We start from the raw sequence: 23830 nt of genomic DNA, 5'->3' as shown, positions 1-23830 counted from the left end.
TTTTTTAAGAATACCCTCATTAACCATTAATTAAGAAGTCGAGCGACCCCGAGGCGAACTGAATTGACTCCGGAGTATTTCAGCCATTAACGTTTCGTTAATAAATGAGTAACTGGCGAAAGCCAAAGGGCGTTGAGTATGTTTTGCGTTGTTCGCTCGACCACAAAGATTATGGCAGCCGCCGGTTTCGCCGCTTCGCTGCTGATGGCAAGCTTTGGTGCACAAGCCGCCTCCGGCGACTTCATGCAGACCGGCAAGCTGACCTCGCAGCCGATCGGACATTATGAATTCTGCAAGCGCGAAGCCAAGGAATGCGGCATCACCAGCCGCGACACCCGCGCACTGCAGCTCAACCACTCGAATTGGCAGCGCATCGTCGAGATCAATCTTGCGGTCAATGAAAGCATCAAGCCGATGACCGACATGGAAATCTACGGCGTTGAGGAATACTGGGCTTATCCGACCACCGTTGGTGACTGCGAAGATTACGTATTGCTGAAGCAGCGTGAATTGCAGAAGGCAGGCATCCCGATTACCGATCTTCTGATCACTGTCGTTCGCAAGCCGGACGGCGAAGGCCATGCGGTCCTCACCGTTCGCACGGATCGTGGCGACTTCGTTCTCGACAATCTGACCGACGAAGTCATGCGCTGGAACGAGACGGATTATACCTATCTGAAACGTCAGGCCGCCAGTGATACCGGTCGCTGGGTCACGATCGAAGGCCCGGACAATCTTCTCGTCGGCGCAGTGCACTGATATCGAAACGTCCCGATTGATTTTGAAGATGGTCCCGGAATGTGTTATTCATTCCGGGTCTAAAAAGGAGAGGTCGGTGCGGTTAGCCCGACCCCCGTTGCAAAGCGGGTCCTGGCCTTCGCAATTGCTTTCTTTTCGGTATATGCGTCGAGTCCCTTGACCTTCCACTCCGATGCAATGGTGCATTGGAGAACAAAGGTCTTGGTCATGAAACAGCAAATCTCCGTCATTACACTTGGTATCGCCGATCTTGAGCGCTCGCGTCGCTTCTACGCCGAGGGTTTCGGCTGGGTGCCCGTTTTTGAAAATGAAGAAATCATCTTCTACCAGATGAACGGTTTCATTCTCGGAACCTTTCTGAAAGCCTCCCTCGAAGTCGATATGAATCGCGGCGGTCTTCTACAGCCCGGCGCATTTTCCCTAGCGCACAATGTGGAACAGAAAGTTGATGTTGCGCCACTCATGGACCGGCTGGTTGCAGCCGGTGGCAAACTGTTGCGGTCTGCTGATGCACCAGTCCACGGAGGCTTTCGCGGCTATGTCGCCGATCCCGACGATCACGCCTGGGAAATTGCCTGGAACCCGGCCTGGCCCATCGACGAGAACGGCTTTGTAACATTCGGGATATGAACCGATGGAATAACCACAGGGCGCATTTCATGCCCTGTGGCTTACAAGGTTGTAGCTATTGAGGACCACGCATGACAAAAATCTACTTCATCTCCCATCCGGAAGTCGTGATCGATCCAGCAAAACCTGTTCCGTCGTGGAACCTGTCAGAGCGTGGCATTGAACGGATGCGTTTCTTTGCTAGCCAACCGGAAGTGCAATCCATCACGACGATCTGGTCCAGCACGGAAACAAAGGCAATGGAAGCTGCTGAAATTCTGGCTGGTGTTCTGGGAATTGTTCCCTCAACAGATCGCAGTTTTAATGAAATCGACCGAAGCGCCACCGGCTTTTTGCCCGCCGAACAACACGAGATTGTCACCAACCGGTTCTTTTCAGCACCCGAAACAAGCATTTGCGGGTGGGAGCGAGCCATTGACGTACAGCAGCGCATTGTGGAAGGCTTCGAAGCAGTGAAGCGGCTTGGAACTTCTGGCGATATCGCCATCGTCGGCCATGGTGGCGCAGCTACGCTGCTTCTCTGCTTCTTGGCCGGACTTCCGATCAGCCGCCAGTATGATCAGCCCTATCAGGGGCATTACTGGTGCTACTCAAGCGACGCCGATGCTGTCCTCTATCACTGGAAGCCGATAGCACCGCGTTAATGGCTTGCGCGGCAGCTTATGCTGCGGAAACCAGCCTTTCTGCGCCCATGCGATAAGATATGGCGCTGGCCAGATGTATGCGACCGACCTTGTCGCTGGCGTCCAGATCGGCAAGCGTGCGGGCTACTTTCAGAATGCGATGATAAGCACGGGCGGAAAACCGCATCTGTTCGCTCGCGTCGCGCAAAAGCTTGAGGCCTGCCGCATCCGGCTCAGCAACTTCCTCTATAAGTTTCGCCGAACAATAGGCATTGGTCATGGAAGGTTCCAGACCGAGGGCTGAATAACGCAGGGTCTGGACCGCACGGGCACGTGCGATGCGTTGCGCAACCGTTTCGCTCCTTTCCGACTGGGATGGCTTGATGAGATCGAAAGCAGACACGGCGGGCATATCCACCCGCAAGTCTATACGGTCGAGAAGCGGGCCTGAAATGCGGGCCTGATAGTCGGACTGGCAACGCGGCCCGCGAGCACAGACATGCCCCGGTTCACCCGCCATGCCGCAGCGGCAAGGATTCATGGCAGCAATCAACTGAAAGCGCGCCGGATAGCTGGTTCGGTGATTGACGCGAGCGATGAGGCATTCGCCGGTTTCGAGCGGCTGGCGCAGCGAATCCAGAACCTGCGGCGAAAACTCCGGAAACTCGTCCAGAAACAACACGCCACTATGCGCAAGCGATACCTCGCCGGGCTTTGCACGCAGCCCGCCGCCAACCATTGCCGCCATTGAGGCTGAATGATGCGGCGCCCGGAACGGACGGCGATCTGACAGTTTTCCACCCGAAAGCTCACCCGCAATCGAGGCAATCATCGATACGTCCAGTAATTCGCGCGGAGAAAGGCGAGGCAGAATGGACGGCAATCGCTGAGCAAGCATGGATTTGCCTGATCCCGGCGGTCCGACGAGCAGCAGATTGTGATTGCCCGCAGCCGCGATTTCAAGCGCACGCTTGGCGGTTTCCTGTCCCTTTATGTCGGCAAGATCGAGTTCCGTTTCACCAGAAATCCGCATGGATGGTTCCGGCCGGGTCAGAACCTGTGTGCCGCGAAAATGATTGGCAAGGGCGATCAGACTGCGCGGAGCAAGGATATCGATGTCGGCACCCGCCCAGGCTGCCTCCGGCCCACAAGCATAAGGGCAGATGAGCCCCTTCTCGTCCCGGTTCGCACCGATTGCAGCAGGCAGGACGCCTGCCACTGGTGTTATCGAACCATCGAGCGATAGTTCACCCAGAACGAGATAGGACTGGATCGCATCCGCTGGAATGGCGCCGATTGCCGCCATAAGCCCGACAGCAATGGGCAAATCATAATGCGACCCTTCTTTCGGCAGATCGGCAGGTGCCAAATTGACTGTCACCCGTTTGGTTGGCATGGAAAGGCCAGAGGCGTGCAACGCCGCCTGCACCCGCTCCCGGCTTTCTGCCACGGCCTTGTCCGGCAAGCCGACAATGGACATGCCCATCTTGCCCGGTGCAACCATCACCTGCACGTCGACAGGCACAGCTTCTATGCCTTGAAAAGCAACTGTTCCAACCCGCGCGACCATGTTCCCCCGCTCGCCACGCAATACATCTCTTAAGTGAGTAAAAACTCAAATACAACTTAGAGAGTTAAGCACGGACGAGCGGCAAGTTCAAGAACGTTAAGAGAACAAATTTGGGTCGGCTCCTACCGCCTGGCTTCGACCGCATCCCAGAACAGGGCCGCAATGTTGGTCCCGTCGAAACGCTGGATTTCGCGGATACCAGTTGGAGAGGTAACGTTGATTTCGGTCATGTAATCGCCGATCACATCGATGCCAACCAGGATGAAGCCACGCTCCCTCAACGATGGGCCAATGCGTTCGCAAATCTCGCGTTCCCGCGGCGTCAGCTTGCTCTGTTCCGCACGCCCACCAACATGCATGTTGGAACGGGCATCGGTTTCCGACGGCACACGATTAATCGCGCCGACGGGTTCGCCGTCGATCAGAATGATGCGCTTGTCACCAGCGCGCACGTCTTTCAGATAGCGCTGCGCGATGAACGGCTCCGTGAAGAGCTGGCCGAACATTTCCAGAAGCGAGGTCAGGTTGCGGTCACCATCGGCCAGATGGAAGACGCCCGCACCGCCATTGCCGTAAAGCGGCTTCAAAATAATGTCGCCGAACTCGCGACGGAAATCCATGACTTCCTGCGGGTCCTTGGTGATGAGTGTTTCCGGCATCAGGTCAGGAAACTCTGTCACGAAGATTTTTTCGGGACTATTGCGCACCCAGGCCGGATCATTGACCACCAGTGTCTTCGGGTGAATCCGCTCCAGAAGATGGGTTGTGGTAATGTAGTTCATGTCGAAGGGCGGGTCCTGACGCAGAAGCACCACATCCATTTCCGAAAGGTCACGGCGGGTCGGCTCGCCCAGCGAATAGTGATCGCCCTTGACGTCGCGCACTTCCATTTTTTCCAAGCGGGCGGAAACGACGCCGTCACGCATCGAAAGCCGGTCCGGCGTATAATGGTAAAGCTCATGACCGCGCTTCTGCGCCTCGAGCGAAAGGGCGAATGTGGTATCGCCTGCAATGTTCACCGTGCTGATATGGTCCATCTGGACCGCGACTTTGAGAGCCATGATTTCCTCGCGATTCGAAGTTGCGGGAAATCTAAAACGGAATGATCAGGCAACATAGCCCTTTCTCTCAATCCGGCTCGGTACGCTATTCCAATGTGCAAAGTTAAACTGGATCGGCTTTCATCGGTTGTCTATGCTGGTTGTAATCGGTTCGGCCGTTTCGGGAGGGAAAAAGTGACCGTCGTTAAAACCACTTTGTTTGCTGATCATATAGCGCAACTGGGCGAGGGCCCCGGCTACGATCCTCTGAGCGGAAATGTCTGGTGGTTCGATATTCTCGGCCAAAAACTGATCGAGAAAAACTGGGAAAACGGCGAGATACATGTTCATGCACTCGGCATGAAGGCCAGCGCCCTGGCCGTTATCGATCGTGATCGGCAGTTGATCGTCAGCGAACATGGGCTGTTCATTCGCGAGCGGGCGAATGGGCGATTGACCCTTCATCATCCGCTTGAAGCCGAGAATGAAGTCACCCGTTCCAATGATGCGCGCGTGCATCCTTCGGGATCGTTCTGGATCGGCACGATGGGCAAAAAAGCCGAAACCGATGCAGGTTCGATCTGGTGGTATCGCGAAGGCCAGGTGAAAAAGCTTTTCTCCGGCATTACGATCACCAATTCGATCTGCTTTTCTCCCGACGGAAAAATCGCCTATTTCGCCGATACGGATCGCAATATCATCTGGCGGGTCGACACTAATCCAGAAACCGGATTGCCGATATCCGACAAAAGCGTATTCCATCACCGCGTCGAAGATGGCGGTGTCGATGGCTCGGTTGTCGATGCGGAAGGTACGCTGTGGAATGCCTGCTGGGGGGGCAGCTCGATCAATGCCTATTCCCCGCAAGGCCGCCTGATCCGCTCGATTTCGCTGCCGGTCCGCCAGCCATCATGCCCCGCTTTCGTCGGGCCGGATGCAACCGTGATGATCGTGACCAGCGCCTATGAGGGTCTAGACGAAGAGGCCCGTCGTTCTGATGCTCACGCTGGAAAGGTGCTGCTGCTCGATTTGACGCTTGCCGGACGGCATGATCCGCCGGTCCGGCTCTAAACAGCAAATGAAAAAGGGCCCCTGCGGGCCCTTCGATTTTAGATACCTTCAACGATGACGATATCACCATCCGCAACCGTCTGGCGGATTGCCTTCGCGGCCTGATATTCGGGTGAATTGTAGCAATCGAGCGCGTGCTGCATGGTCTCGAACTCAATGATTACGTTGCGGGCACGACCCTGTCCCTCGACTGCGTCTGTCTTGCCGCCACGCGCAATGAAATTTGCACCATAACGCTCGAACGCAGGTTTTGCGGTCGAAACATAATCCTTGTATCGCTCGGGATCACGGACATCGACACGGGCAATCCAGTAGGCTTTCGTCATATTCTCTCCTCCGAGTTTTTTCACGCAACCGAGCGCATTTCGTCGAGAATGGCAAGGGCTGCGGCTTTGCGATCAACCGCACCGACGATCGGGCGCGCGACGACCAGATGGCTGGCTCCGGCTTTCAATGCATCGGCAGGGGTCATGACCCGTTTCTGGTCGCCCTTTTCCGAACCGGCGGGACGAATGCCTGGTGTGACAATGGCCATATCCGGACCCACTGCCTGACGGATGGCTGCCGCTTCGACGGCGGAAGCCACAATGCCGCCCATGCCGGCCTCGCGCGCCTGCCGGGCGCGTTTCAGCACCAGCGTTTCCGCATCGTCGGAATAACCGGCTTCCTGCAGGTCGGCATTGTCCATTGAGGTCAGAACCGTTACGCCCAGAAGGCAGAGGTCCGATCCTCTGGCAGCTTCCACCGCTGCCCGCATCGCTTTCGGATAAGCATGCAGGGTGAGCATAGAAACACCCATCTTCGCGACATTCTCGACACCCTTTGCGATGGTGTTGTCGATATCGAGCAACTTCATGTCGAGGAAGACTTTCTTCTTCGCCGCCACGAGGCTTTTTGCGAAGTCGAGTCCACCTGCAAAAACCAGCTGATAGCCGATCTTGTAGAAGGAAACGGCATCGCCCAGCTCTTCGACCACCTTTTCCGCTTCGGCAATGGTCGGCACGTCGAGGCCCACGATCAAGCGCCCAGATGCTTCCCCGGGCGCTTGATCGCGCAAATCTGTCGTCGTCATGAGAGTCTCCGTGGTGATTTTTACTCTCTTCGCATAACGGAACCCGTTGCGAAAGAGATGGAATCAGCTTTTTGCTTCTTCCACCCGCGCGATGAGGCTGCGGCAGACGGCGGAGAGCATTCTGGCGCTTCGTTCTTCTTTCAGCGTTCCATCATCATTGAACGCTACCGATGCATGGCCGACCGAGCATTGCTCGGTCACGATCTGCACGCCGACATTCATCAGCACGGCACGCAAATGATAAAGTCCGCGCATACCGGCGAACATGCCGTCGGAGCTGGAACAGAGGCCGACAGTCAGACCGGCATAGGGTCTGAACGGCTTGTCCCCATCCTTTGATATGCGACTGACCCAATCGATGGTGTTTTTCAGAAGCGGCGGGATCGATGCATTGTATTCCGGCGAGCAGATCATCAGGCCATCCTGTTCGGCGAACAGGCGACCAAGCTTCATAGCGTTTTCCGGAACGCCATGCTCGCTTTCCAGATTCTGGTCCATGATCGGCAAAGGATAGTCGGCAAGCGTGATGCGTGTGACATCGGCCCCCTGCGCCCGCAACTCCTTTTCCGCGGCATCCGCCATGTGGCCGGAAAAAGCACCCATACGAACCGAACCCGCGAAGACGAGAATACGTGCAGTCATGAAAAACCTCGTGCGAAACTAGTGGATTGAATTTGACGTTTGAATCCCGACTGAATGAGATGCTGTTTCAAACGTCAAATTCGAAAAATCCACTAGATACATAAAATTACTAGTGGTCTTTGCGATTCCGACATTTGCTCGGCGCCTGTATCATAGGGACGCAAATGTCGGAATCAGACCACTAGACCAAAGGGCTGCGATAAACCCAAAGCTGCGCTGGCGGCACATTGCGCACCACGAAATCATAGTGCTGAACCGTATAGTTGCCGCGGCCGGCGGGAACCGGTGGCAAGGGACCATAGGTGATCTGCATCAAAGGCCGTCCGCGTGGAATGCGGGAAAGCAGGCTTTCCACGAGCTGGATGCGCCCGTCCATCGGGAAATTGAGCATCGGCACGGCAGAGATGATACAATCGAATTTCTGGTCTTTCTTCTCACCCAACGCGCTGTCGAGGTCGAATGCATCGCCCTGAATAATATTGACGTCTGGAAAGATCGTGTTCAGGTGATCCACGAAATCCTGCGAATATTCGATGGAATAGAGGTCGGCAGGTTTTACGCCCTGTTTCAGGATCGCCTTGGTGATGACGCCCGTGCCTGGTCCAAGTTCCAGAACGGGAAGGCCGGAGCCGGTATCGATGACGCTGGCCATACGGCGCGCTGTAATAGAACTCGTCGGCAAAATAGCCCCGACCGCTTTCGGCCCGTCTATCCATCCCTTGAAAAAACGGATCTCCTCATCGAACTTAGCGGCCAGTTTCCTGCCGAGCTGTCCTGCCATTCTCGCTGCTCCCATTGTCGTTATTGGACAAGTTTATGCCGCTTTGAATTCCCTAAGCAAGGCGTGAATAAGGAAAAGAACAAAAAAGGGAGCCTTTCGGCTCCCTTTATTATTCTCCGATACCTTCGAAGAATTCTTTCATCCTTGAGAAGAACCCCGCTGATTTCGGGCTGTTCTCTTGCGAGGAAAGCTTTTCGAACTCTTCCAGCAGTTCACGCTGGCGTTTGGACAGGTTCTGCGGCGTCTCAATGTCGATCTGGATATAAAGATCGCCTACCGCAGCCTGACGCAGAACCGGCATGCCCTTGCCCTTGAGGCGGAACTGCTTGCCATTCTGCGTGCCATCCGGAACCTTGACCCGTGTCTGTGTGCCATCGAGCGTGGAGACTTCGAACTGGCCACCAAGGGCTGCCGTCGTCATCGAGATCGGTACCTTGCAATAAAGGTCGGAGCCGTCGCGCTGGAAGAACTCGTGCGGCTTGACCGAAAGGAAAATGTAGAGGTCGCCTGCCGGGCCGCCGCGCATACCGGCTTCGCCTTCACCGGCGAGACGGATACGGGTGCCATCCTCGATGCCTGCCGGAATATTGACCGACAGCGAACGCTCCTGCGTGACACGGCCCTGACCATGGCACTTGCCGCAAGGGTCCTTGATGATCTGGCCACGACCGTTACAGGTCGGGCAGGTGCGCTCCACCGAGAAAAAGCCCTGGGCAGCGCGAACACGGCCCGAACCCGAACACATGGTACAGGTGGTCGGCTGAGAACCGGCCTTTGCGCCGGAGCCGGAGCATTCGTCGCAGGTGATGGACGTCGGAACGCGGATTTGCGCGGTCTTGCCCGCATAGGCTTCTTCCAGCGTCACTTCCATATTGTAGCGAAGATCGGCGCCGCGTTCGCGTCCGCCACTGGAGCGGCGCCGACCGCCGCCCATCATCTCGCCAAAAATGTCTTCGAAGATATCGGCGAAACCACCGGCACCGCCAAAGCCGTTACCGAAACCGCCACCCATGCCGCCATTTTCAAAGGCTGCGTGGCCGAACCGGTCGTAGGCGGCGCGCTTCTGCGGGTCCTTCAGCGTTTCGTAAGCCTCGCCGATTTCCTTGAACTTGCGCTCAGCTTCCGGATTATCCGGATTGCGATCCGGATGATATTCCATGGCGAGTTTGCGAAAGGCTGTTTTCAGCATCTTGTCGTCTGCTGTTCTTTCAACACCCAGAGCTTCGTAGTAGTCGATCTTCATCAGTTCGTTATCCCGGCGACAGGAAAGCGCCTTTTGCTTTCACGGACATCGTATCCCGAAACCGGTCCCCAGATTCGTGCGACACGCCCCAAAGCGTTCAACACTTGTCAGGGGCCAGCGTTTCCAATTGTTCATCTATCGAAGCGCCTTCCGACCCATGCGTCAGAGCGGCACTCCGGATTTCAGCATCAATACCCACTTTGCCCGAAACCGTCTCATGCTTTTCAAGATGTATGCAGGCCAGAGCGATTTTTCAAACAGAGGCTGATTTTCTCGGCATTTGCCACCGACACCGGCCAATATGCAGGCTTATACAAAACCTGCGAATATGAACATCTCAAAAATTGGCAAAAGCCCGGGGCAGAGCCCCGGGCTTGAGCGTATTGAGCCTAGAATTACGACTTCTTCTTGTCGTCGTCGATTTCTTCGTAATCGGCGTCGACAACATCGTCGTTCGAAGCAGCAGCCTCCTCGCTAGCACCGGCAGCACCGGTTTCAGCAGCCTGAGCGGCTTCGTACATGGCTTGACCGAGCTTCATGGAAGCTTCCGCGAGCGTCTGCGTCTTGGCCTTGATATCCTCGGCATCATCGCCTTCAAGCGAGGTCTTGAGGCTTGCCAGAGCATCTTCAATGGCCTTCTTGTCGTCAGCCGAAACCTTGTCGCCATATTCGCTGAGCGACTTTTCGGTCGAATGAACGAGGCTTTCGCCCTGGTTCTTGGCTTCAACGGCATCGCGACGCTTCTTGTCGGCTTCGGCGTTAGCCTCGGCGTCCTTGACCATTTTTTCGATGTCGGCATCGCTCAGACCACCGGATGCCTGAATGCGGATCTGGTGTTCCTTGCCGGTGCCCTTGTCCTTGGCCGTCACGTTGACGATACCGTTGGCGTCGATGTCGAAAGTCACTTCGATCTGCGGCACGCCACGCGGTGCGGGCGGAATGCCGACGAGGTCGAACTGGCCGAGCATCTTGTTGTCGGCAGCCATTTCACGCTCGCCCTGGAAGACGCGGATCGTCACTGCCGACTGATTGTCTTCGGCGGTGGAGAAGGTCTGCGACTTCTTGGTCGGGATCGTGGTGTTGCGTTCGATCAGACGCGTGAACACGCCGCCCAGCGTTTCGATACCCAGCGAAAGCGGGGTCACGTCGAGCAGCAGAACGTCCTTGACGTCGCCCTGCAGAACGCCTGCCTGAATTGCCGCGCCCATGGCGACGACTTCATCCGGATTGACGCCCTTGTGCGGCTCCTTGCCGAAGAAGGCTTTCACGACTTCCTGAATCTTCGGCATGCGGGTCATGCCGCCGACCAGAATCACTTCGTCGATTTCGCCAGCCTTGAGGCCGGCATCCTTCAGCGCTGCCTTGCAGGGCTCGATGGTGCGCTGGACGAGATCGTCGACCAGGCTTTCGAACTTGGCACGCGACAGCTTGATGGCAAGGTGCTTTGGACCGGTCTGGTCGGCCGTGATGAACGGCAGGTTGACTTCGGTCTGTTGCGAGGACGACAGTTCGATCTTGGCCTTTTCGGCAGCTTCCTTGAGGCGCTGCAGAGCGAGCTTGTCGTTCTTGAGGTCGATGCCGCTTTCCTTCTTGAACTCGGAGACGAGGTATTCGACCAGACGCATGTCAAAGTCTTCACCGCCGAGGAAGGTGTCGCCGTTGGTCGACTTCACCTCAAAGACGCCGTCACCAATTTCGAGAACCGAGACGTCGAAAGTGCCGCCGCCAAGGTCATAAACAGCAATGGTCTTGCCATCGTTCTTGTCCAGACCGTAAGCGAGCGCAGCAGCAGTCGGCTCGTTGATGATACGCAGCACTTCGAGACCGGCGATCTTGCCGGCATCCTTGGTTGCCTGGCGCTGAGCGTCGTTGAAGTAGGCCGGAACGGTGATAACCGCCTGCGTGACTGTTTCGCCGAGGTAAGACTCAGCGGTTTCCTTCATCTTCTGAAGGATCATCGCAGAAACCTGCGACGGGGAATATTTCTTGCCGTGGACTTCAACCCAGGCGTCGCCATTGTCGCCCTTGACAATCTGGTACGGAACCAGGTCCTTGTCCTTGGTAACCATCGGGTCGTCAAAGCGGCGGCCGATCAGGCGCTTAACCGCAAAAATGGTACCTTCCGGATTGGTGACGGCCTGACGCTTTGCAGGCTGACCGATGAGACGTTCGTCACTATCGGAGAACGCAACGATCGAAGGGGTTGTACGCGCACCTTCGGCATTTTCGATGACCTTCGCGCTTTTGCCGTCCATGACGGATACGCAGGAGTTGGTCGTTCCCAGATCGATACCAATAACTTTAGCCATATTTCTCTCCATTCAGCAAACCGCCAAGACCTCTACCGAGCGTTCCGTGGGCGGTTCCTATCGGTTTCACAATGCGCTTTTCACGATGCTTGTCCGAAAACCGGACCGGTTTCCAGACGCACATCAATGCCCTGTGCGAGGCGTATATAAGAAACGCGGTTTTTTACTGCAAGTCACAACAGCCAAGCTGGGGCAGATTCAGCACCCGGAAACACTGACAGGGACCTATCGACGTACGAAATAGGGGCCGCAGCTGCACAAGATAGTGCGCGCGGACCATCATACCATAGCCGATCCGCCGTCTTTTGCCGCACGGTAGATCGCATCGATGAATTTCTGGTTCGCCTTCGAGTTTTCAAGCGAGAAAAGTCGTGTATCCCTGCTGCCGTGCGTGGCACGCACAAAGCTTTCCGCCTGAAGCTGATAATGATTGGCGTCACCGAACGACCATTCCGTTGCCTTGGTGTGGCCGGCGTCGAAAAGTGAGATGCTGCCATGACCATATTTGCCGGTATTGAATGGCGCGTAGACTTCAATGAAGCCCTTGTCGCCATGGAAAACCATCGTCTGCCGAGCGCCAAGCTGAGTCGCGACATAAAAGGTCAGGTCAAATCCGTCGAAGCGGGCCGAAACATTGGCATAACGGTCGGTACCGAAAGCCGGATCGTATTCCACCGATGCCTGAACCGATACCGGCTCCAGACCGGTCACCATGCGGGTTACCACGGTCGGATAGACGCCAATATCCGGCAGGGCGCCGCCGCCCAGTTCCGGCTGGTTGCGCATATTGCCGGGATCGACATTGAAATAGGAAAAAGCACCCTGCACATGGCGGAGCCTGCCGATAGCGCCTTCGGCCAGAAGTTCCTGCAGCTTGATCCACTGCGGATGGTAATAGACCATGAAGGCTTCAGCGATAGTGACCTTATGCTTGTCACGTGCGGCAATGAGCTGGTCGATATCGTCGGCCTTGAGTGCAATCGGCTTTTCGCACAAGACATGCTTGCCCGCTTCAGCCGCCTTAAGGCTCCATTCTATGTGCTGCGAGGTCGGCAGCGGTATATAGACGCCATCAATGACATCGCTTGCCAGAAGCTCTTCATAGGAGCCGAATGCCAGCGGCGCGCCGAAACGGTCGGCGACGGCGCGCGCCCGCGACAGATCGCGGCTTGCAATGGCATGAACAACGCCATTTTCGGATGCGCAAAGCGCTGGAATCACCTGCGTGACGCCGATCTTGGCAGTTGAAAGGATACCCCAACGAAACATGCTGTTCCCTCTTTTATTCAAAGCAAAAATCCAGGCTCATTGCGGCGTGTCCCAGTCCTGAACTCGCAGTTCCGGCCAGAATTTGATCGCGCGGGCTGCCTTGATCTCGTGCGTTTCGCGGTTATCGATGGCACGATTGGGACGAATGCGAAATGAAAAAATATCATCGAAGCCGAAAGGGGCGTGGATGAGCAGCCCATCCTCCGTCGCTTCGCCGTCTTTTGCCAGCCGCGCGCCCACGCAATGGGCGATCGTCGAATAACGTTCTATCGATTCGGTCGCAGAGCGAAGCGGCGCATAGGGCTGTCCGAAGCGTTTTTCGAACCACAAATGCACCCGCGCCTGATTGCGAACCTGCACTGGAAGCGGAAAGTCGCGGAAGACGCCGGCCCCGCGGGTGATAACCGCGTCCTCTGCCTCCCAGGAAAGATCGCTGCCGTCGAAATAGATAATATCGAGATCCTTGATCCCGTGCAGGACCGGCCTCCCGGTCAGCCGGTTCCAGATGGTGTTATAGAGCGCGCCAGAGACGAGCCAGAAATCGGACGCTTCCCCGGCCAGTTCATGCAACCGATGCAGCGCATCCGTCAGCAGCGGGCTTTCCAGAATCATCTGTGAAAAGATATCCCGCTGCTGTTCGAGTGGCAGACCGGCATGATGCAAATGGTTCGACACCAATTTCATTGACTGCTTCCACGGCGATAAAAGTCGATGAATGCCCGCAGCGCCGGGCGCATCTGGCGGCGGCTTGGATAATAGAGATGAAGCCCGGCGAAAGGCTGGCACCAGTCTTCCAGAACCCGGAAAAGCCGCCCTTCCGCCAAAGCGTCGTGAACATAGGCCTCGAACAGATAGGCAAGCCCGGTGCCGTTCAGAGCTGCTTCCAGAATAACCCTGTCATCGTTGACGATCAAAGGCCCTTCAATTGCAATTTCCTGCACCTCGCCCGCCTTTTCGAATTCCCAGCGATAGGTTTGTCCGCTCGGAAAGCGATGGCGAATACATGCATGCTGCAAAAGATCGCGCGGTTCGACGGGGACCGAACGGTTCTCAAAATAAACAGGTGCCGCAACGATTGCCGCACGCACATTGCCGGTCAACCGCGTTGCAATCATATCCGCTTCGAGGCTCTCACCGAGACGCACGCCTGCGTCGAAGCCGGCCACTACGATATCGGTGAAGCCATTTTCCACCCGCAGATCGAGTGTAATGTCGGGATAAGCTCTGGCGAATTCGCCCAGACGCGGAGCGATAACAAGCTGCGCCGCCACATAGGGCGCTGTAATGCGCAGCACCCCCGACGGTCGATCCCGCGAATCAACGGCGGCACCCAAGGCCGCATTGATCTCCTCAAGCGCCGGTGCCAGCCTCTCCAGCAATTGCCGCCCGGCTTCCGTCGGGGCGACGCTACGCGTTGTGCGTGCAAGAAGGCGCACACCCAGACTGTCCTCCAGTGTTGCCACTGCGTGGCTGACGGCTGAAGGTGCAATTGCCAGTTCCCGCGCAGCGCCACGGAAGCTTCCATGCGCTGCAACGGCGGCGAGAACAGCAAGCTGTGACAGTTGGCTTCGATTCATTGTTACAAATTACAGAACAAGCCGTGAAAATAAATCGGTATTATCGAACTTACCGCCCCGTTTTATTGTTTGCGACATGGTCCTCGGTCGGAACGCAGCCACTGCCAAGGCGCATCCAGCCGGAATCTCCTCCCGATTTCCCGCACAATTTTCAGTACTTTCAATCAATCATTCGAAAGGAACTACAATGCAACAGCGCAAACTCGGCCAGCAATTGAACGTTTCTGCCCTTGGTTTCGGCTGCATGGGAATGACCTATGCTTATGGCGGACAGGACGAACAGGATGCAATCCGCACGCTGCACCGCGCCGTCGACCTTGGCGTGACATTTTTCGATACGGCAGAGGTCTATGGTCCGTTTGAGAACGAGAAACTTGTCGGCAAGGCACTCAAGCCATTCCGTGACCAGGTGACCATTGCAACGAAGTTCGGCTTCAAGATCGAAGACGGCCAGATGAAGGGTGTCGATAGCCGCCCTGAACATATTCGCGACGTAGCCGAGGCCTCCCTGAAGCGGCTCGACATTGATGTGATCGATCTGTTCTACCAGCACCGCGTCGATCCAACCGTGCCGATTGAAGATGTGGTCGGCACTTTGAAAGACCTGATCGATGAGGGAAAGATACGCGCCATCGGTCTTTCGGAAGCAGGTAGCACTACCTTGCGCCGTGCGCATGCGGTCCATCCCATCGCCGCGCTGCAAAGCGAATATTCGCTATGGGCACGCGATCCGGAAGACAATGTGCTGCCGGTCTGCCGTGAACTCGGTATCGGTTTCGTACCCTATAGCCCGCTTGGGCGCGGTATGCTGACCGGCACGTTGCGTTCACAGTCAGATCTTGCCGAAGATGACTTCCGCAAGACCCTGCCGCGTTTCCAGCCGGGCAATCTGGAAGCCAACAACCGGCAGGTGGATCGCATCGTCGAGATCGCACAGGAAAAGCATGTCACGCCCGCGCAACTGGCGCTGGCATGGGTGCTGAGCCGGGGCGATTTCATTGTGCCGATCCCCGGCGTCCGCAAGATCCATCATCTGGAAGACAATGTGAAAGCTGTGGAGATCGTGCTGACGGAGCAAGATCTCAAGCATCTGGATGAGGTATCCGCACCCGCCCTGATCGCAGGCAAGCGTTACAACGAACAGCAGCTTGCTTTGACCGGTCTTTGATAAATGCTCCAAATAAAAGGGGAGCCCGTCGGGCTCCCTTTTTTACATCCTGCGCAGAGCTGGCGGTGCAAGCGTCAGAAGCCCGGCCAGCGTCATGGCAAAACCGACCCATAGCGGTGCATGCAGGCCATACCCGGCCTCCATTGCCTGTCCGCCAACCCACGGCCCAAGCCCGAGACCGATATTGATGACCGATGCGTGCATCGCGTTCACCAGCGCGCCCGGATGTGCGATCCGCATCACCCGCGCAATAAAGGCCGGATTAAGCGCAATGCCCGTCAGGCCGATCATCACGATGGCAAGGATTGCAGCTGGTTTCAGCTCTGCGAAAAGCGCGAAAATCAGCATGGCCGACAGCATCAACACGAGGCCGATGGCGATAGTCGGGATCGTGTGACGGTCGGCAAAGCGACCCGTGACATAGTTGCCAACGATATTGGCACCGCCATAGACGGCAAGCAACAATGGCACCTGCATCGCGGAGAAACCGGCAAGCTGCACCGTAATCGGCGACAGATAACTATAGACGGCGAAGGACGAGCCGATGACCAGCGCGCTGGTGGCATAGGCAGCCCAGAGTTTCGGCTTGCGCATCTCCTTCAGTTCAGAGCGCAGATCGGCCTGCGGCGTATCGGGCGACGACTCGATCTTGATTGCGATGACAAGCGCGCAAACCAGAATCAGGACTACAATGGCCCAGAAGCTCGCCCGCCAGCCGAACGCATTGGTGATCGCCGTCGCTATGGGCACGCCGAAGACGGTGCAGAGCATGAGACCGGCAAAGACCAGCGATGAAGCTCGCCCGCGCAGTTCCGGTCCGACGAGCTGTGCCGTGATGGCAAGCATCAGCCCGAAGCTCGTTGCCGCCGCCATACCGGTCAAAACACGGGCGATCAGCAGAATTTGGAAGCTGCTTGTGGATGCTGCCACGCTTTGCGCCGCCGCATAAAATACAAGCAGAATCAGAAGCCCCCGCTTGTTCTCAATCTTCAAGGCCAGAAACAGAATCGTGACCAGCGGTCCTCCGATCATCATGCCAAGCGCATAGAGCGAAATGAGATTGCCTATATCAGCAATGGAACGGTCAAATGCCACCTGAAGCGACGGCAGCATGCCCGAGATCATGAGTTCGGAAGTCGTGAGCGCGAACACGCCTAAGCTGAGGCAATAGACAACCAGCGGGATCGCTCGCGCTTTTCTCGAAGACGCAGAAACCTCTTCCGCCGCAAGGGCAGATTCGCACGTATCGTTCATGGGACGAATCCTATTTATATAGTGTAAGCTACATAATTAATATCGCCTTGCCCGAAAGGGTCAAGAGAATTATATAGGGATGATTATAGAAAGGGAGAAAAATGGTTCCACGCGGACGCCCGCGCAGCTTCGACCGCGATGCAGCGCTGGACAAGGTGATGAAGGTTTTCTGGGCCAAAGGCTATGAGTGCGCCCAGATCAACGACTTCACGACCGCCATCGGCATTACGCCGCCAAGCTTCTATGCCGCCTTCGGCAATAAGGAGCAGGCGTTTCGTGAAGCCGTCGGCTATTATCGTCGTACCATCGGCGCCGCTCCTTTCGACGCACTGGAAAACGCGACCACCATTCACGAGGGCATGCGCCGCTGGCTGGAACTGGGCGCGGACAGTGCTTTCGCCTGCCCGGCGGGCGGTTGCATGATCAGTGTGAGCTCGATCCAGTGCAAACCGGAAAATGTGCCCGTGAAGGAATTTCTCCAGGCTATCCGCCACGCCAATCATGACCGGCTTTCCAAGCGCTTGCAGCGAGCGATAGAGACGGGCGACCTACCGTCCGATTCCGATATTGCGCAAATGACCGAGTTCTATCACATGATACAGCAGAGCATTTCCTTTGAAGCCCGCGATGGCAATTCACGCGCCGCTGTGCAGAAGATCATCGATATGGCCATGCGCGCCATGCCTGCCAAAGTAAAAAGCCCGACTTGAAGCCGGGCTTTTTGTTTCATGCCTATCCGCGCAGCACGCCGCCGGTCTGCTTGGCCACACTGGCCACGACCTGTTTCGATAGTGCTTCCAGATCTTCATCCGTCAATGTGCGGTCCTGTGGCTGCAGTAGCACCTCAACCGCAATCGACTTCTTGCCTTCACCAAGCGAAGCACCAGTGAAAATGTCGAAGACCTGAACGCCAACGATCAGCTTCTTGTCAGCAGACGAAACCGCCTTCACGAGATTTCCGGCTTCCACATCTGCATCCACCACAAACGCGAAATCGCGCTTGAGGCTCTGGAACTGTGAAAGGTTCAAAGCCGGCTTGGTGCGCGTGGACTTTGCCTTCGGCTCGGGGATCGCATCGATATAGACTTCAAAGCCGCAAAGTGCACCCGAAACATCGAGTGTTTCCAGCGTATCCGGATGGAACTCGCCGAAAGTGCCCAAAACCACCTTCGGTCCCAACTTCAGCGTGCCCGAACGACCCGGATGGAACCAATCGGGACCGCCAGCTTCGATCTGGATACGATCGACCGGAGCGCCGGCAGCTTCCAATGCGGCAAGCGCATCGGCCTTGGCGTCGAACACGCCGACCGGGGTCGCATTGCCAGCCCAGAAGCGGCCCGAGCCATCAACCTTGGCCGTACCGCGGCGCACGCCGCCCGCAACGCGACGCTGCTTGTCCGGCGTGTCGCCCTCGTAAATGCCCGAAACCTCGAACAAAGCGATATCGCCAAAACCGCGATCCGCATTGCGCTGTGCCGCAGCCAAGAGGCCCGGCAGAAGCGACGGACGCATATCCGACATGTCGGCTGCAATCGGGTTGGCAAGTTTCAACTCCGGCTGGCCGCCGCCAAATGCCTTGGCCTGCGCTTCGGAAATGAAGGAATAGGTCACCGCTTCCAGCATGCCGCGCGAAGCGAGCATACGGCGGGCATGGCGCGTGCGAATCTGCAAGGTGGTCAGGATGCGCCCGTTGACGGCACCGTGGCTTGGCAACGGCTGCGGATCGATCTGGTTGATGCCGTGGATACGCATGACTTCTTCAACAAGGTCAGCCTTGCCTTCCACATCACCACGCCATGACGGAACGATTGCCCTGATGACCTTGCCATCACCTTCGACGCCGAAGCCGAGACGCTTCAGAATATCGAGCGACGCTTCATAGGACACTTCGATACCCGTCAGCCGCTTGACTTCCGATACCGGGAAATCGATCACGCGCGGCGCAGGCTTGGTATAGCCCACCACATCGAGCACCGTCGGCTGACCGCCGCAGAGTTCGAGAACCAGCTTGGTCGCAATCTCCGCGCCCGGCACCATCATTTCCGGATCGACGCCACGCTCGAAGCGATAGCGCGCATCGGTGACGATGCCCAGCTCGCGGCCCGTGCGCGCAATCATGCGCGGGTCCCAAAGTGCCGATTCGATCAGCACATCGACCGTGTTTTCGTCGCAGCCGGAATGCTCGCCGCCCATGATACCGGCAATTGATTCGGGGCCGTTCTCATCGGCAATCACATACATGCCCGGCTTGAACTTATATTCCCGCTGATCGAGGCCGAGAATGGTTTCGCCATCCTTTGCCAGACGCACCGTCAGATTGCCCTTGACCTTGGCAGCGTCGAAGACGTGCAGCGGACGGCCCTGATCGAAGGTCACATAATTGGTGATGTCCACCAGCGCATTGATCGGACGCAGGCCGATAGCCTTGAGACGCTGCTGCATCCATTTCGGGCTTGGGCCATTCTTCACGCCCTTGACCATGCGCAGCGCGAAGCCGGTGCAGAACGGGTTTTCGGCATCCTGATCCAGAATGACCTTGACCGGGGTTTCGCCTTCACCCTTGACTGCTTCCGGCAGCGTGTTCTTGAGCGTGCCGAGACCGGCAGCGGCAAGATCGCGTGCAATGCCGTGAATGCCGGTGCAATCGGCGCGATTCGGTGTCAGGCCGATCTCGATCACCGCATCATCCAGTCCGGCATAGATCGCGAAACTGGTGCCGACTGGAGCATCTTCCGGCAGGTCGATGATGCCATTGTGTTCGTCGGAAAGCTCCAGCTCGCGTTCGGAACACATCATGCCGAAACTTTCGACACCGCGAATCTTGCCGACGGAAAGCGTGACATCAAGGCCCGGAACATAGTCGCCCGGACGGCCGAGAACGCCAACCAGACCTGCACGTGCATTCGGTGCGCCGCAAACGACCTGAACCGGCTTGCCATCACCCGTATCGACCGAAAGAACGCGCAGCTTGTCGGCATCCGGATGTTGAATGGCGCTCAGGACCTTGGCGATCTTGAAAGCCTTGAAAGCAGCCCGGTCGTCGACCGATTCCACTTCCAGACCGATATCGGTCAGCTTCTCGACGATCTGATCGAGCGTCGCATCGGTTTCAAGGTGATCCTTGAGCCAGGAAAGCGTGAATTTCATTTGTCTTGTCCCTTCCTGTCCTTACGCGCTCAGTCCGCCGAAAAGCGTCGGAATGTCGAGCGGACGGAAACCGTAATGTTCGATCCAGCGCACATCGGCGTCGAAGAAGGCGCGCAGATCAGGCATACCGTATTTCAGCATGGCGATGCGATCGATGCCCATGCCCCAGGCGAAGCCCTGATAAACGTCCGGATCGTAGCCGGAAGCGCGCAGCACATTTGGATGCACCATGCCGCAGCCCAGAATTTCAAGCCAGTCATTGCCTTCGCCGAACTTCACATGCGGACCGGAACGGTCGCACTGAATATCCACTTCAACCGATGGCTCGGTGAACGGGAAGAAGCTCGGACGCATGCGCATCTTGACCGAAGGCACTTCGAAGAAGGCCTTGCAGAACTCTTCCAGCACCCATTTCATGTTGGCGACATTGGCCGACTTGTCCACGACCAGACCTTCGACCTGATGGAACATCGGCGAATGGGTGGCGTCGGAATCCATGCGATAGGTCTTGCCCGGAATGACGATGCGGATCGGCTCGTCACGGCCTTCCTTGTCACGGATGGCGGCAAATTTCTCCATCGTGTGCACCTGCACCGGCGAGGTGTGGGTGCGCAACAGCTTGCGCTCACCCTTCTCATCCGCATTGAAGAAGAAGGTGTCATGCATTTCACGCGCCGGATGGCCTTCGGGGAAGTTCAGCGCTGTGAAATTGTAATAGTCGGTTTCGATATCCGGACCTTCGGCAATTGAGAAACCCATATCGGCGAAGATTGCCGTGATCTCATCGATGACCTGTGAAATCGGATGGATGCGTCCGCGCGATGCAGCGCTTTCGCGCACCGGCAGTGTCACATCGACCTTCTCACGCTCAAGGCGCGCTGCAATGGCTTGCTTGCGCAGCTCTGTCTTGCGTTCGGTCAGTGCATCAGCAACGCGGTTCTTCAAGCCGTTGATGGCCGGGCCCTGTGCCTGACGCTCTTCTGGCGTCATGCTGCCCAGCGTCTTCAGCTTTTCCGAAACCGAGCCCTTCTTGCCAAGAGCGGCGACACGCACGGCTTCAATGGCAGGCTCGTCAGCCGCCGCCGCGATGTCTTCGAGAATCTGCCGTTCGAGTTGTTCTAGATCACTCATTGTTTAAATCCCTGTCGTGCCCGCGGCACTCCACGCCTCTTGTTTTGAGTTCCCTGTTGCGCCTGCAGCGCTCCACATATTTCGCTTTGCAGCCAAAGAAGCGTTGTCGTCACTCTCTTTGGCCTGATTGACGAGACGCATCAAGATTAGCGTCAAAAAATTCCATCGCCTGCAAAAGCCGTCTTCCATCGCCACCGAGAAAAATGCGGCGGAACAGCTTCAACGGCGCGATGGTAAATCGGAAGAATCCAACGATTTTCTTCAATTCCGGAATTACGTCAGCGGGCGCAACCGCACGATAGGCTGCGAATGTCTGCTGCGGTGTCCCGGCAAGACGCGCCTGCGCCGTGATCTGGAAAAACAGAAGCCAGACATCGCGCGCCTGCGCGGCAGCAAGCGGCATGACCGTTTCCGGCTCTTCCTCGAAATCGAGAAAGCCGGCAACACCGTTTTTCTGGAAAAAATCGCGCGGATGCGGGCGCCCGTGGCAGAGTCCTGCCGCATGAGCCTCGCCCAAAGAACGGGCACAATGGACGAGAAGCGCGTCATGGCCCTGCGGATCATTGCGACGCAACTGGTCAAGTCGATCCTGGATGATCGGCGCGACATCGCTCAGAACCATTACCGCCCCTTGGCGGTAGACAATTCTGGGCACCTGAAAACCCGCCTGCAGAAAAGCGCTCATCTTGCGCTCTTCGCGGTCGGCCATGCCTGCTTCTCCGACATCCTTCGGGCTACGCAGGAACGGATAGGGAAGAAGCGGCGAAATCAGGCTGTGCAGGCGCTTCGGAAGTGGGCGCCTTTCGGCGTCGTAGCGCTTGATCCAGACACGACGGCCGCCAATGATAGTGCTGGAAATGCGCTTGCCCTGGCTCTGGGCAAGCAGAACCAGCAGGCTGCGGAGATCATCCGCATCCAGATCCAGTCTTAACTTGCCCGGTTCATCCTTCATGCCCGATTTGAATCCTTAAAACGAGAAAACCCGCGCCAGCCGAGCCAGCGCGGGTCCCCAAATTATCGATACTGCTTGGGAAAGGCGGCTGGCTTAGCGGACAGCGCCTTCAAAAGCGTTCGGCGTCTCGGTGTTCTTGAGGTACTCGAGAGCCTTCTTTGCCGACGCAACCAACGCACCGAATGCATCCGGTTCGTGGATTGCGATGTCGGACAGAACCTTGCGGTCGATCTCGATGCCAGCCTTGGCAAGACCGTCGATGAAACGGCCATAGGTCAGGCCCTGCTCGCGGACAGCAGCGTTGATACGCTGAATCCAGAGAGCGCGGAACGAGCGCTTGCGATTCTTGCGGTCGCGGTAAGCATACTGCTTCGAACGGTCAACTGCAGCCTTGGCGGTGCGGATGGTGTTCTTGCGACGGCCACGGAAACCAGCAGCCTGATCCAGAACCTTCTTGTGCTTTGCGTGGGCGGTAACGCCGCGTTTTACGCGTGCCATGTTATGATCTCCTTCTCAGACTAATCTTAGAGGCCGTTCGGCAGGAACTGCTTCACGATCTTTGCATCGGCATCGGCGAGAACCATGGTGCCGCGTGCATCGCGAATGAACTTGTTCGAACGCTTGATCATGCCATGACGCTTACCAGCAGCTGCGGCCTTGATTTTGCCGGTGCCGGTGATCTTGAACCGCTTTTTGGCGGCTGATTTGGTCTTCATCTTGGGCATTTTGCTACTCCTTCTTTGCGATCCCCCTCGTGCCTCCGGCACTCGACGCCTCTTGTCGTGGCGTCCGGTCATGCCTGATGCGGATGGGAACCTAGTTTTACTTCCGGACTGACCAAGCCCGAAAAGCATACGAAACCGCCACGGCATGCCCTGCCGGGCGGTTCGAACGCGGCCTTATAGGCTCAAAGACCGCAAAACGCAATGCCCGAATTGGGCTGAATCGCAGTCTAAACGTCAATAAAGCCGCAGAAGCACCGGCAGGACGTGGATGTCCTGCAAATACTCCACGAACTCGAAAAACGGATAGGCGACGAAAAACACCAGTCCATCCGTGAAGGTACGATAAAGCCGATCAGGACGAACGATCAGCTCCTTATCGTCGCGAAACAGCGAAAACTTCGGGAAGAAACGCGGCACACTCGCGCAATAGGCTTCATAAGGCTTGCCGAAATTCTGCCTGAGAAATTTCTCTTCCGTCCGAATGACAACCGAGAAAGCGAGATAGCAAAGCACGCCGAAGGCAACCGCAATGATAACACTGCCGGTCTGCGCGCCGATGCCCATCGCACCAACGCTGCTGAAGACGTAAAGAGGATTGCGCGTAACCGAATAGGGTCCGCTCTGCACGATTTCCGCGCTTTTTCGCCCGCCGATATAGAGCGTGCACCACATGCGCCCTATGATGGCCGCAACGATCAGGCTCAGACCGAACGCTTCGATATACTCATGGAAATGGCCTGTCGATTGCGAGCTGACAAAAAGCAACGCCACGACCAGAAGTACCACGACGGCGCCGATCGCAAGGCGCCGACGCTGCTGATATTTCCCCAATTCGCCCAAAGTTTTCATTGTCATTCCACGATCCCA

25 protein-coding genes are annotated in these 23830 nt (G+C 56.8%); 6 read left to right on the top strand and 19 right to left on the bottom strand.

Annotated features, from left to right (window positions below):
* The first annotated feature begins 138 nt into the window (after nucleotides 1-138).
* On the top strand, nucleotides 139-759 hold the full coding sequence (locus MKS82_RS13655; RefSeq protein WP_109987061.1) for a transglutaminase-like cysteine peptidase: 621 nt from the start codon (nucleotides 139-141) through the stop codon (nucleotides 757-759).
* Nucleotides 760-818: 59 nt separating this feature from the next.
* Here the strand turns inward: MKS82_RS13655 and MKS82_RS13650 are convergent, their stop codons facing one another.
* The gene (locus tag MKS82_RS13650; protein ID WP_240578921.1) at nucleotides 819-968 is read right to left on the bottom strand and encodes a hypothetical protein; all 150 of its coding nucleotides are present in this window, start codon (nucleotides 966-968) and stop codon (nucleotides 819-821) included.
* Here MKS82_RS13650 and MKS82_RS13645 point away from each other — a divergent pair.
* Together MKS82_RS13645 and MKS82_RS13640 are read left to right on the top strand one after the other, a co-directional pair.
* Nucleotides 967-1389, top strand: coding sequence for a VOC family protein (locus MKS82_RS13645; protein ID WP_109987060.1), 423 nt, complete (start codon nucleotides 967-969; stop codon nucleotides 1387-1389). The two genes, MKS82_RS13650 and MKS82_RS13645, sit on opposite strands and share 2 nt — an antisense overlap.
* Nucleotides 1390-1460: 71 nt before the next feature.
* The gene (locus tag MKS82_RS13640; protein ID WP_109987059.1) at nucleotides 1461-2033 is read left to right on the top strand and encodes a histidine phosphatase family protein; all 573 of its coding nucleotides are present in this window, start codon (nucleotides 1461-1463) and stop codon (nucleotides 2031-2033) included.
* A gap of 16 nt (nucleotides 2034-2049) precedes the next feature.
* Here MKS82_RS13640 and MKS82_RS13635 read toward each other — a convergent pair whose 3' ends face one another.
* The gene (locus MKS82_RS13635) at nucleotides 2050-3582 is read right to left on the bottom strand and encodes a YifB family Mg chelatase-like AAA ATPase (RefSeq protein ID WP_109987058.1); all 1533 of its coding nucleotides are present in this window, start codon (nucleotides 3580-3582) and stop codon (nucleotides 2050-2052) included.
* A gap of 122 nt (nucleotides 3583-3704) precedes the next feature.
* The gene (gene gshB, locus MKS82_RS13630; RefSeq protein ID WP_109987057.1) at nucleotides 3705-4643 is read right to left on the bottom strand and encodes a glutathione synthase; all 939 of its coding nucleotides are present in this window, start codon (nucleotides 4641-4643) and stop codon (nucleotides 3705-3707) included.
* 174 nt (nucleotides 4644-4817) lie between these two features.
* Here gshB and MKS82_RS13625 point away from each other — a divergent pair, with 174 nt between their 5' ends.
* Nucleotides 4818-5693: an SMP-30/gluconolactonase/LRE family protein gene (locus MKS82_RS13625; protein ID WP_109987056.1), complete on the top strand. Its 876-nt coding sequence runs from the start codon at nucleotides 4818-4820 to the stop codon at nucleotides 5691-5693.
* Nucleotides 5694-5731: 38 nt separating this feature from the next.
* On the opposite strand, the gene MKS82_RS13620 is transcribed toward MKS82_RS13625, so the two are convergent.
* From MKS82_RS13620 to MKS82_RS13580, 9 genes are all read right to left on the bottom strand, one after another.
* On the bottom strand, nucleotides 5732-6019 hold the full coding sequence (locus tag MKS82_RS13620; protein WP_240578920.1) for a DUF1330 domain-containing protein: 288 nt from the start codon (nucleotides 6017-6019) through the stop codon (nucleotides 5732-5734).
* Between the two features lie 20 nt (nucleotides 6020-6039).
* Nucleotides 6040-6765 carry an orotidine-5'-phosphate decarboxylase gene (gene pyrF / locus MKS82_RS13615; protein ID WP_109987054.1) on the bottom strand — a complete coding sequence of 242 codons (726 nt, stop codon included), beginning with the start codon at nucleotides 6763-6765 and terminating at the stop codon, nucleotides 6040-6042.
* 63 nt (nucleotides 6766-6828) lie between these two features.
* Nucleotides 6829-7407, bottom strand: coding sequence for an NADPH-dependent FMN reductase (locus MKS82_RS13610; protein WP_109987053.1), 579 nt, complete (start codon nucleotides 7405-7407; stop codon nucleotides 6829-6831).
* A 181-nt stretch (nucleotides 7408-7588) separates the two neighbouring features.
* Entirely contained in the window at nucleotides 7589-8188 is a 600-nt protein-coding gene (gene pmtA / locus MKS82_RS13605; RefSeq protein WP_109987052.1) for a phospholipid N-methyltransferase PmtA, read from the bottom strand.
* Nucleotides 8189-8297: 109 nt separating this feature from the next.
* Entirely contained in the window at nucleotides 8298-9431 is a 1134-nt protein-coding gene (gene dnaJ, locus MKS82_RS13600; protein ID WP_181394257.1) for a molecular chaperone DnaJ, read from the bottom strand.
* A gap of 395 nt (nucleotides 9432-9826) precedes the next feature.
* Nucleotides 9827-11740, bottom strand: coding sequence for a molecular chaperone DnaK (dnaK, locus tag MKS82_RS13595; protein ID WP_109987050.1), 1914 nt, complete (start codon nucleotides 11738-11740; stop codon nucleotides 9827-9829).
* Nucleotides 11741-12019: 279 nt separating this feature from the next.
* Entirely contained in the window at nucleotides 12020-13009 is a 990-nt protein-coding gene (locus MKS82_RS13590) for a Gfo/Idh/MocA family protein (RefSeq protein WP_109987049.1), read from the bottom strand.
* Nucleotides 13010-13045: 36 nt separating this feature from the next.
* Nucleotides 13046-13693 carry a nucleotidyltransferase family protein gene (locus MKS82_RS13585; protein ID WP_109987048.1) on the bottom strand — a complete coding sequence of 216 codons (648 nt, stop codon included), beginning with the start codon at nucleotides 13691-13693 and terminating at the stop codon, nucleotides 13046-13048.
* Nucleotides 13690-14586, bottom strand: coding sequence for a LysR family transcriptional regulator (locus MKS82_RS13580; protein WP_109987047.1), 897 nt, complete (start codon nucleotides 14584-14586; stop codon nucleotides 13690-13692). The genes MKS82_RS13585 and MKS82_RS13580 overlap by 4 nt, the downstream gene beginning before the upstream one ends.
* Nucleotides 14587-14773: 187 nt before the next feature.
* Here MKS82_RS13580 and MKS82_RS13575 point away from each other — a divergent pair, with 187 nt between their 5' ends.
* Nucleotides 14774-15754: an aldo/keto reductase gene (locus tag MKS82_RS13575; protein WP_109987046.1), complete on the top strand. Its 981-nt coding sequence runs from the start codon at nucleotides 14774-14776 to the stop codon at nucleotides 15752-15754.
* 42 nt (nucleotides 15755-15796) lie between these two features.
* On the opposite strand, the gene MKS82_RS13570 is transcribed toward MKS82_RS13575, so the two are convergent.
* On the bottom strand, nucleotides 15797-17008 hold the full coding sequence (locus MKS82_RS13570) for an MFS transporter (RefSeq protein ID WP_240578919.1): 1212 nt from the start codon (nucleotides 17006-17008) through the stop codon (nucleotides 15797-15799).
* Nucleotides 17009-17109: 101 nt separating this feature from the next.
* Here MKS82_RS13570 and MKS82_RS13565 point away from each other — a divergent pair, with 101 nt between their 5' ends.
* Nucleotides 17110-17718 (top strand): TetR/AcrR family transcriptional regulator, encoded by a 609-nt coding sequence (locus tag MKS82_RS13565; protein ID WP_109987044.1) that lies wholly within the window; start codon nucleotides 17110-17112, stop codon nucleotides 17716-17718.
* 22 nt (nucleotides 17719-17740) lie between these two features.
* Here MKS82_RS13565 and pheT read toward each other — a convergent pair whose 3' ends face one another.
* The 6 genes from pheT to MKS82_RS13535 form a co-directional block, all read right to left on the bottom strand.
* Nucleotides 17741-20155, bottom strand: coding sequence for a phenylalanine--tRNA ligase subunit beta (gene pheT, locus MKS82_RS13560; protein ID WP_109987043.1), 2415 nt, complete (start codon nucleotides 20153-20155; stop codon nucleotides 17741-17743).
* A gap of 21 nt (nucleotides 20156-20176) precedes the next feature.
* Nucleotides 20177-21286, bottom strand: coding sequence for a phenylalanine--tRNA ligase subunit alpha (gene pheS / locus MKS82_RS13555; RefSeq protein WP_109987042.1), 1110 nt, complete (start codon nucleotides 21284-21286; stop codon nucleotides 20177-20179).
* Nucleotides 21287-21395: 109 nt separating this feature from the next.
* Complete coding sequence (locus MKS82_RS13550; protein ID WP_109987041.1) at nucleotides 21396-22238, bottom strand: serine/threonine protein phosphatase; 843 nt, start codon at nucleotides 22236-22238, stop codon at nucleotides 21396-21398.
* Between the two features lie 93 nt (nucleotides 22239-22331).
* Nucleotides 22332-22736, bottom strand: a complete 405-nt coding sequence (gene rplT, locus MKS82_RS13545; RefSeq protein WP_006468099.1) for a 50S ribosomal protein L20 — start codon at nucleotides 22734-22736, stop codon at nucleotides 22332-22334.
* 26 nt (nucleotides 22737-22762) lie between these two features.
* Nucleotides 22763-22963, bottom strand: coding sequence for a 50S ribosomal protein L35 (gene rpmI / locus MKS82_RS13540; protein WP_006473268.1), 201 nt, complete (start codon nucleotides 22961-22963; stop codon nucleotides 22763-22765).
* Nucleotides 22964-23197: 234 nt separating this feature from the next.
* On the bottom strand, nucleotides 23198-23812 hold the full coding sequence (locus tag MKS82_RS13535) for a methyltransferase family protein (protein ID WP_109987040.1): 615 nt from the start codon (nucleotides 23810-23812) through the stop codon (nucleotides 23198-23200).
* Between the last annotated feature and the right edge of the window lie 18 nt (nucleotides 23813-23830).

The sequence above is a fragment of the Ochrobactrum sp. A-1 genome (assembly GCF_022488005.1).
GTDB lineage: Bacteria > Pseudomonadota > Alphaproteobacteria > Rhizobiales > Rhizobiaceae > Brucella.
This window is presented reverse-complemented; position numbering and strand designations above follow the sequence as displayed.

Bases quoted from the DNA above. Each gene is read 5' to 3' on its own strand.
- MKS82_RS13655 (WP_109987061.1), top strand. From the start codon at position 139: ATGTTTTGCGTTGTTCGCTCGACCACAAAGATTATGGCAGCCGCCGGT.
- MKS82_RS13645 (WP_109987060.1), top strand. From the start codon at position 967: ATGAAACAGCAAATCTCCGTCATTACACTTGGTATCGCCGATCTTGAG.
- MKS82_RS13650 (WP_240578921.1), bottom strand. From the start codon at position 968: ATGACCAAGACCTTTGTTCTCCAATGCACCATTGCATCGGAGTGGAAG.
- MKS82_RS13640 (WP_109987059.1), top strand. From the start codon at position 1,461: ATGACAAAAATCTACTTCATCTCCCATCCGGAAGTCGTGATCGATCCA.
- MKS82_RS13635 (WP_109987058.1), bottom strand. From the start codon at position 3,582: ATGGTCGCGCGGGTTGGAACAGTTGCTTTTCAAGGCATAGAAGCTGTG.
- gshB (WP_109987057.1), bottom strand. From the start codon at position 4,643: ATGGCTCTCAAAGTCGCGGTCCAGATGGACCATATCAGCACGGTGAAC.
- MKS82_RS13620 (WP_240578920.1), bottom strand. From the start codon at position 6,019: ATGACGAAAGCCTACTGGATTGCCCGTGTCGATGTCCGTGATCCCGAG.
- pyrF (WP_109987054.1), bottom strand. From the start codon at position 6,765: ATGACGACGACAGATTTGCGCGATCAAGCGCCCGGGGAAGCATCTGGG.
- MKS82_RS13610 (WP_109987053.1), bottom strand. From the start codon at position 7,407: ATGACTGCACGTATTCTCGTCTTCGCGGGTTCGGTTCGTATGGGTGCT.
- pmtA (WP_109987052.1), bottom strand. From the start codon at position 8,188: ATGGCAGGACAGCTCGGCAGGAAACTGGCCGCTAAGTTCGATGAGGAG.
- dnaJ (WP_181394257.1), bottom strand. From the start codon at position 9,431: ATGAAGATCGACTACTACGAAGCTCTGGGTGTTGAAAGAACAGCAGAC.
- dnaK (WP_109987050.1), bottom strand. From the start codon at position 11,740: ATGGCTAAAGTTATTGGTATCGATCTGGGAACGACCAACTCCTGCGTA.
- MKS82_RS13590 (WP_109987049.1), bottom strand. From the start codon at position 13,009: ATGTTTCGTTGGGGTATCCTTTCAACTGCCAAGATCGGCGTCACGCAG.
- MKS82_RS13585 (WP_109987048.1), bottom strand. From the start codon at position 13,693: ATGAAATTGGTGTCGAACCATTTGCATCATGCCGGTCTGCCACTCGAA.
- MKS82_RS13580 (WP_109987047.1), bottom strand. From the start codon at position 14,586: ATGAATCGAAGCCAACTGTCACAGCTTGCTGTTCTCGCCGCCGTTGCA.
- MKS82_RS13575 (WP_109987046.1), top strand. From the start codon at position 14,774: ATGCAACAGCGCAAACTCGGCCAGCAATTGAACGTTTCTGCCCTTGGT.
- MKS82_RS13570 (WP_240578919.1), bottom strand. From the start codon at position 17,008: ATGAACGATACGTGCGAATCTGCCCTTGCGGCGGAAGAGGTTTCTGCG.
- MKS82_RS13565 (WP_109987044.1), top strand. From the start codon at position 17,110: ATGGTTCCACGCGGACGCCCGCGCAGCTTCGACCGCGATGCAGCGCTG.
- pheT (WP_109987043.1), bottom strand. From the start codon at position 20,155: ATGAAATTCACGCTTTCCTGGCTCAAGGATCACCTTGAAACCGATGCG.
- pheS (WP_109987042.1), bottom strand. From the start codon at position 21,286: ATGAGTGATCTAGAACAACTCGAACGGCAGATTCTCGAAGACATCGCG.
- MKS82_RS13550 (WP_109987041.1), bottom strand. From the start codon at position 22,238: ATGAAGGATGAACCGGGCAAGTTAAGACTGGATCTGGATGCGGATGAT.
- rplT (WP_006468099.1), bottom strand. From the start codon at position 22,736: ATGGCACGCGTAAAACGCGGCGTTACCGCCCACGCAAAGCACAAGAAG.
- rpmI (WP_006473268.1), bottom strand. From the start codon at position 22,963: ATGCCCAAGATGAAGACCAAATCAGCCGCCAAAAAGCGGTTCAAGATC.
- MKS82_RS13535 (WP_109987040.1), bottom strand. From the start codon at position 23,812: ATGAAAACTTTGGGCGAATTGGGGAAATATCAGCAGCGTCGGCGCCTT.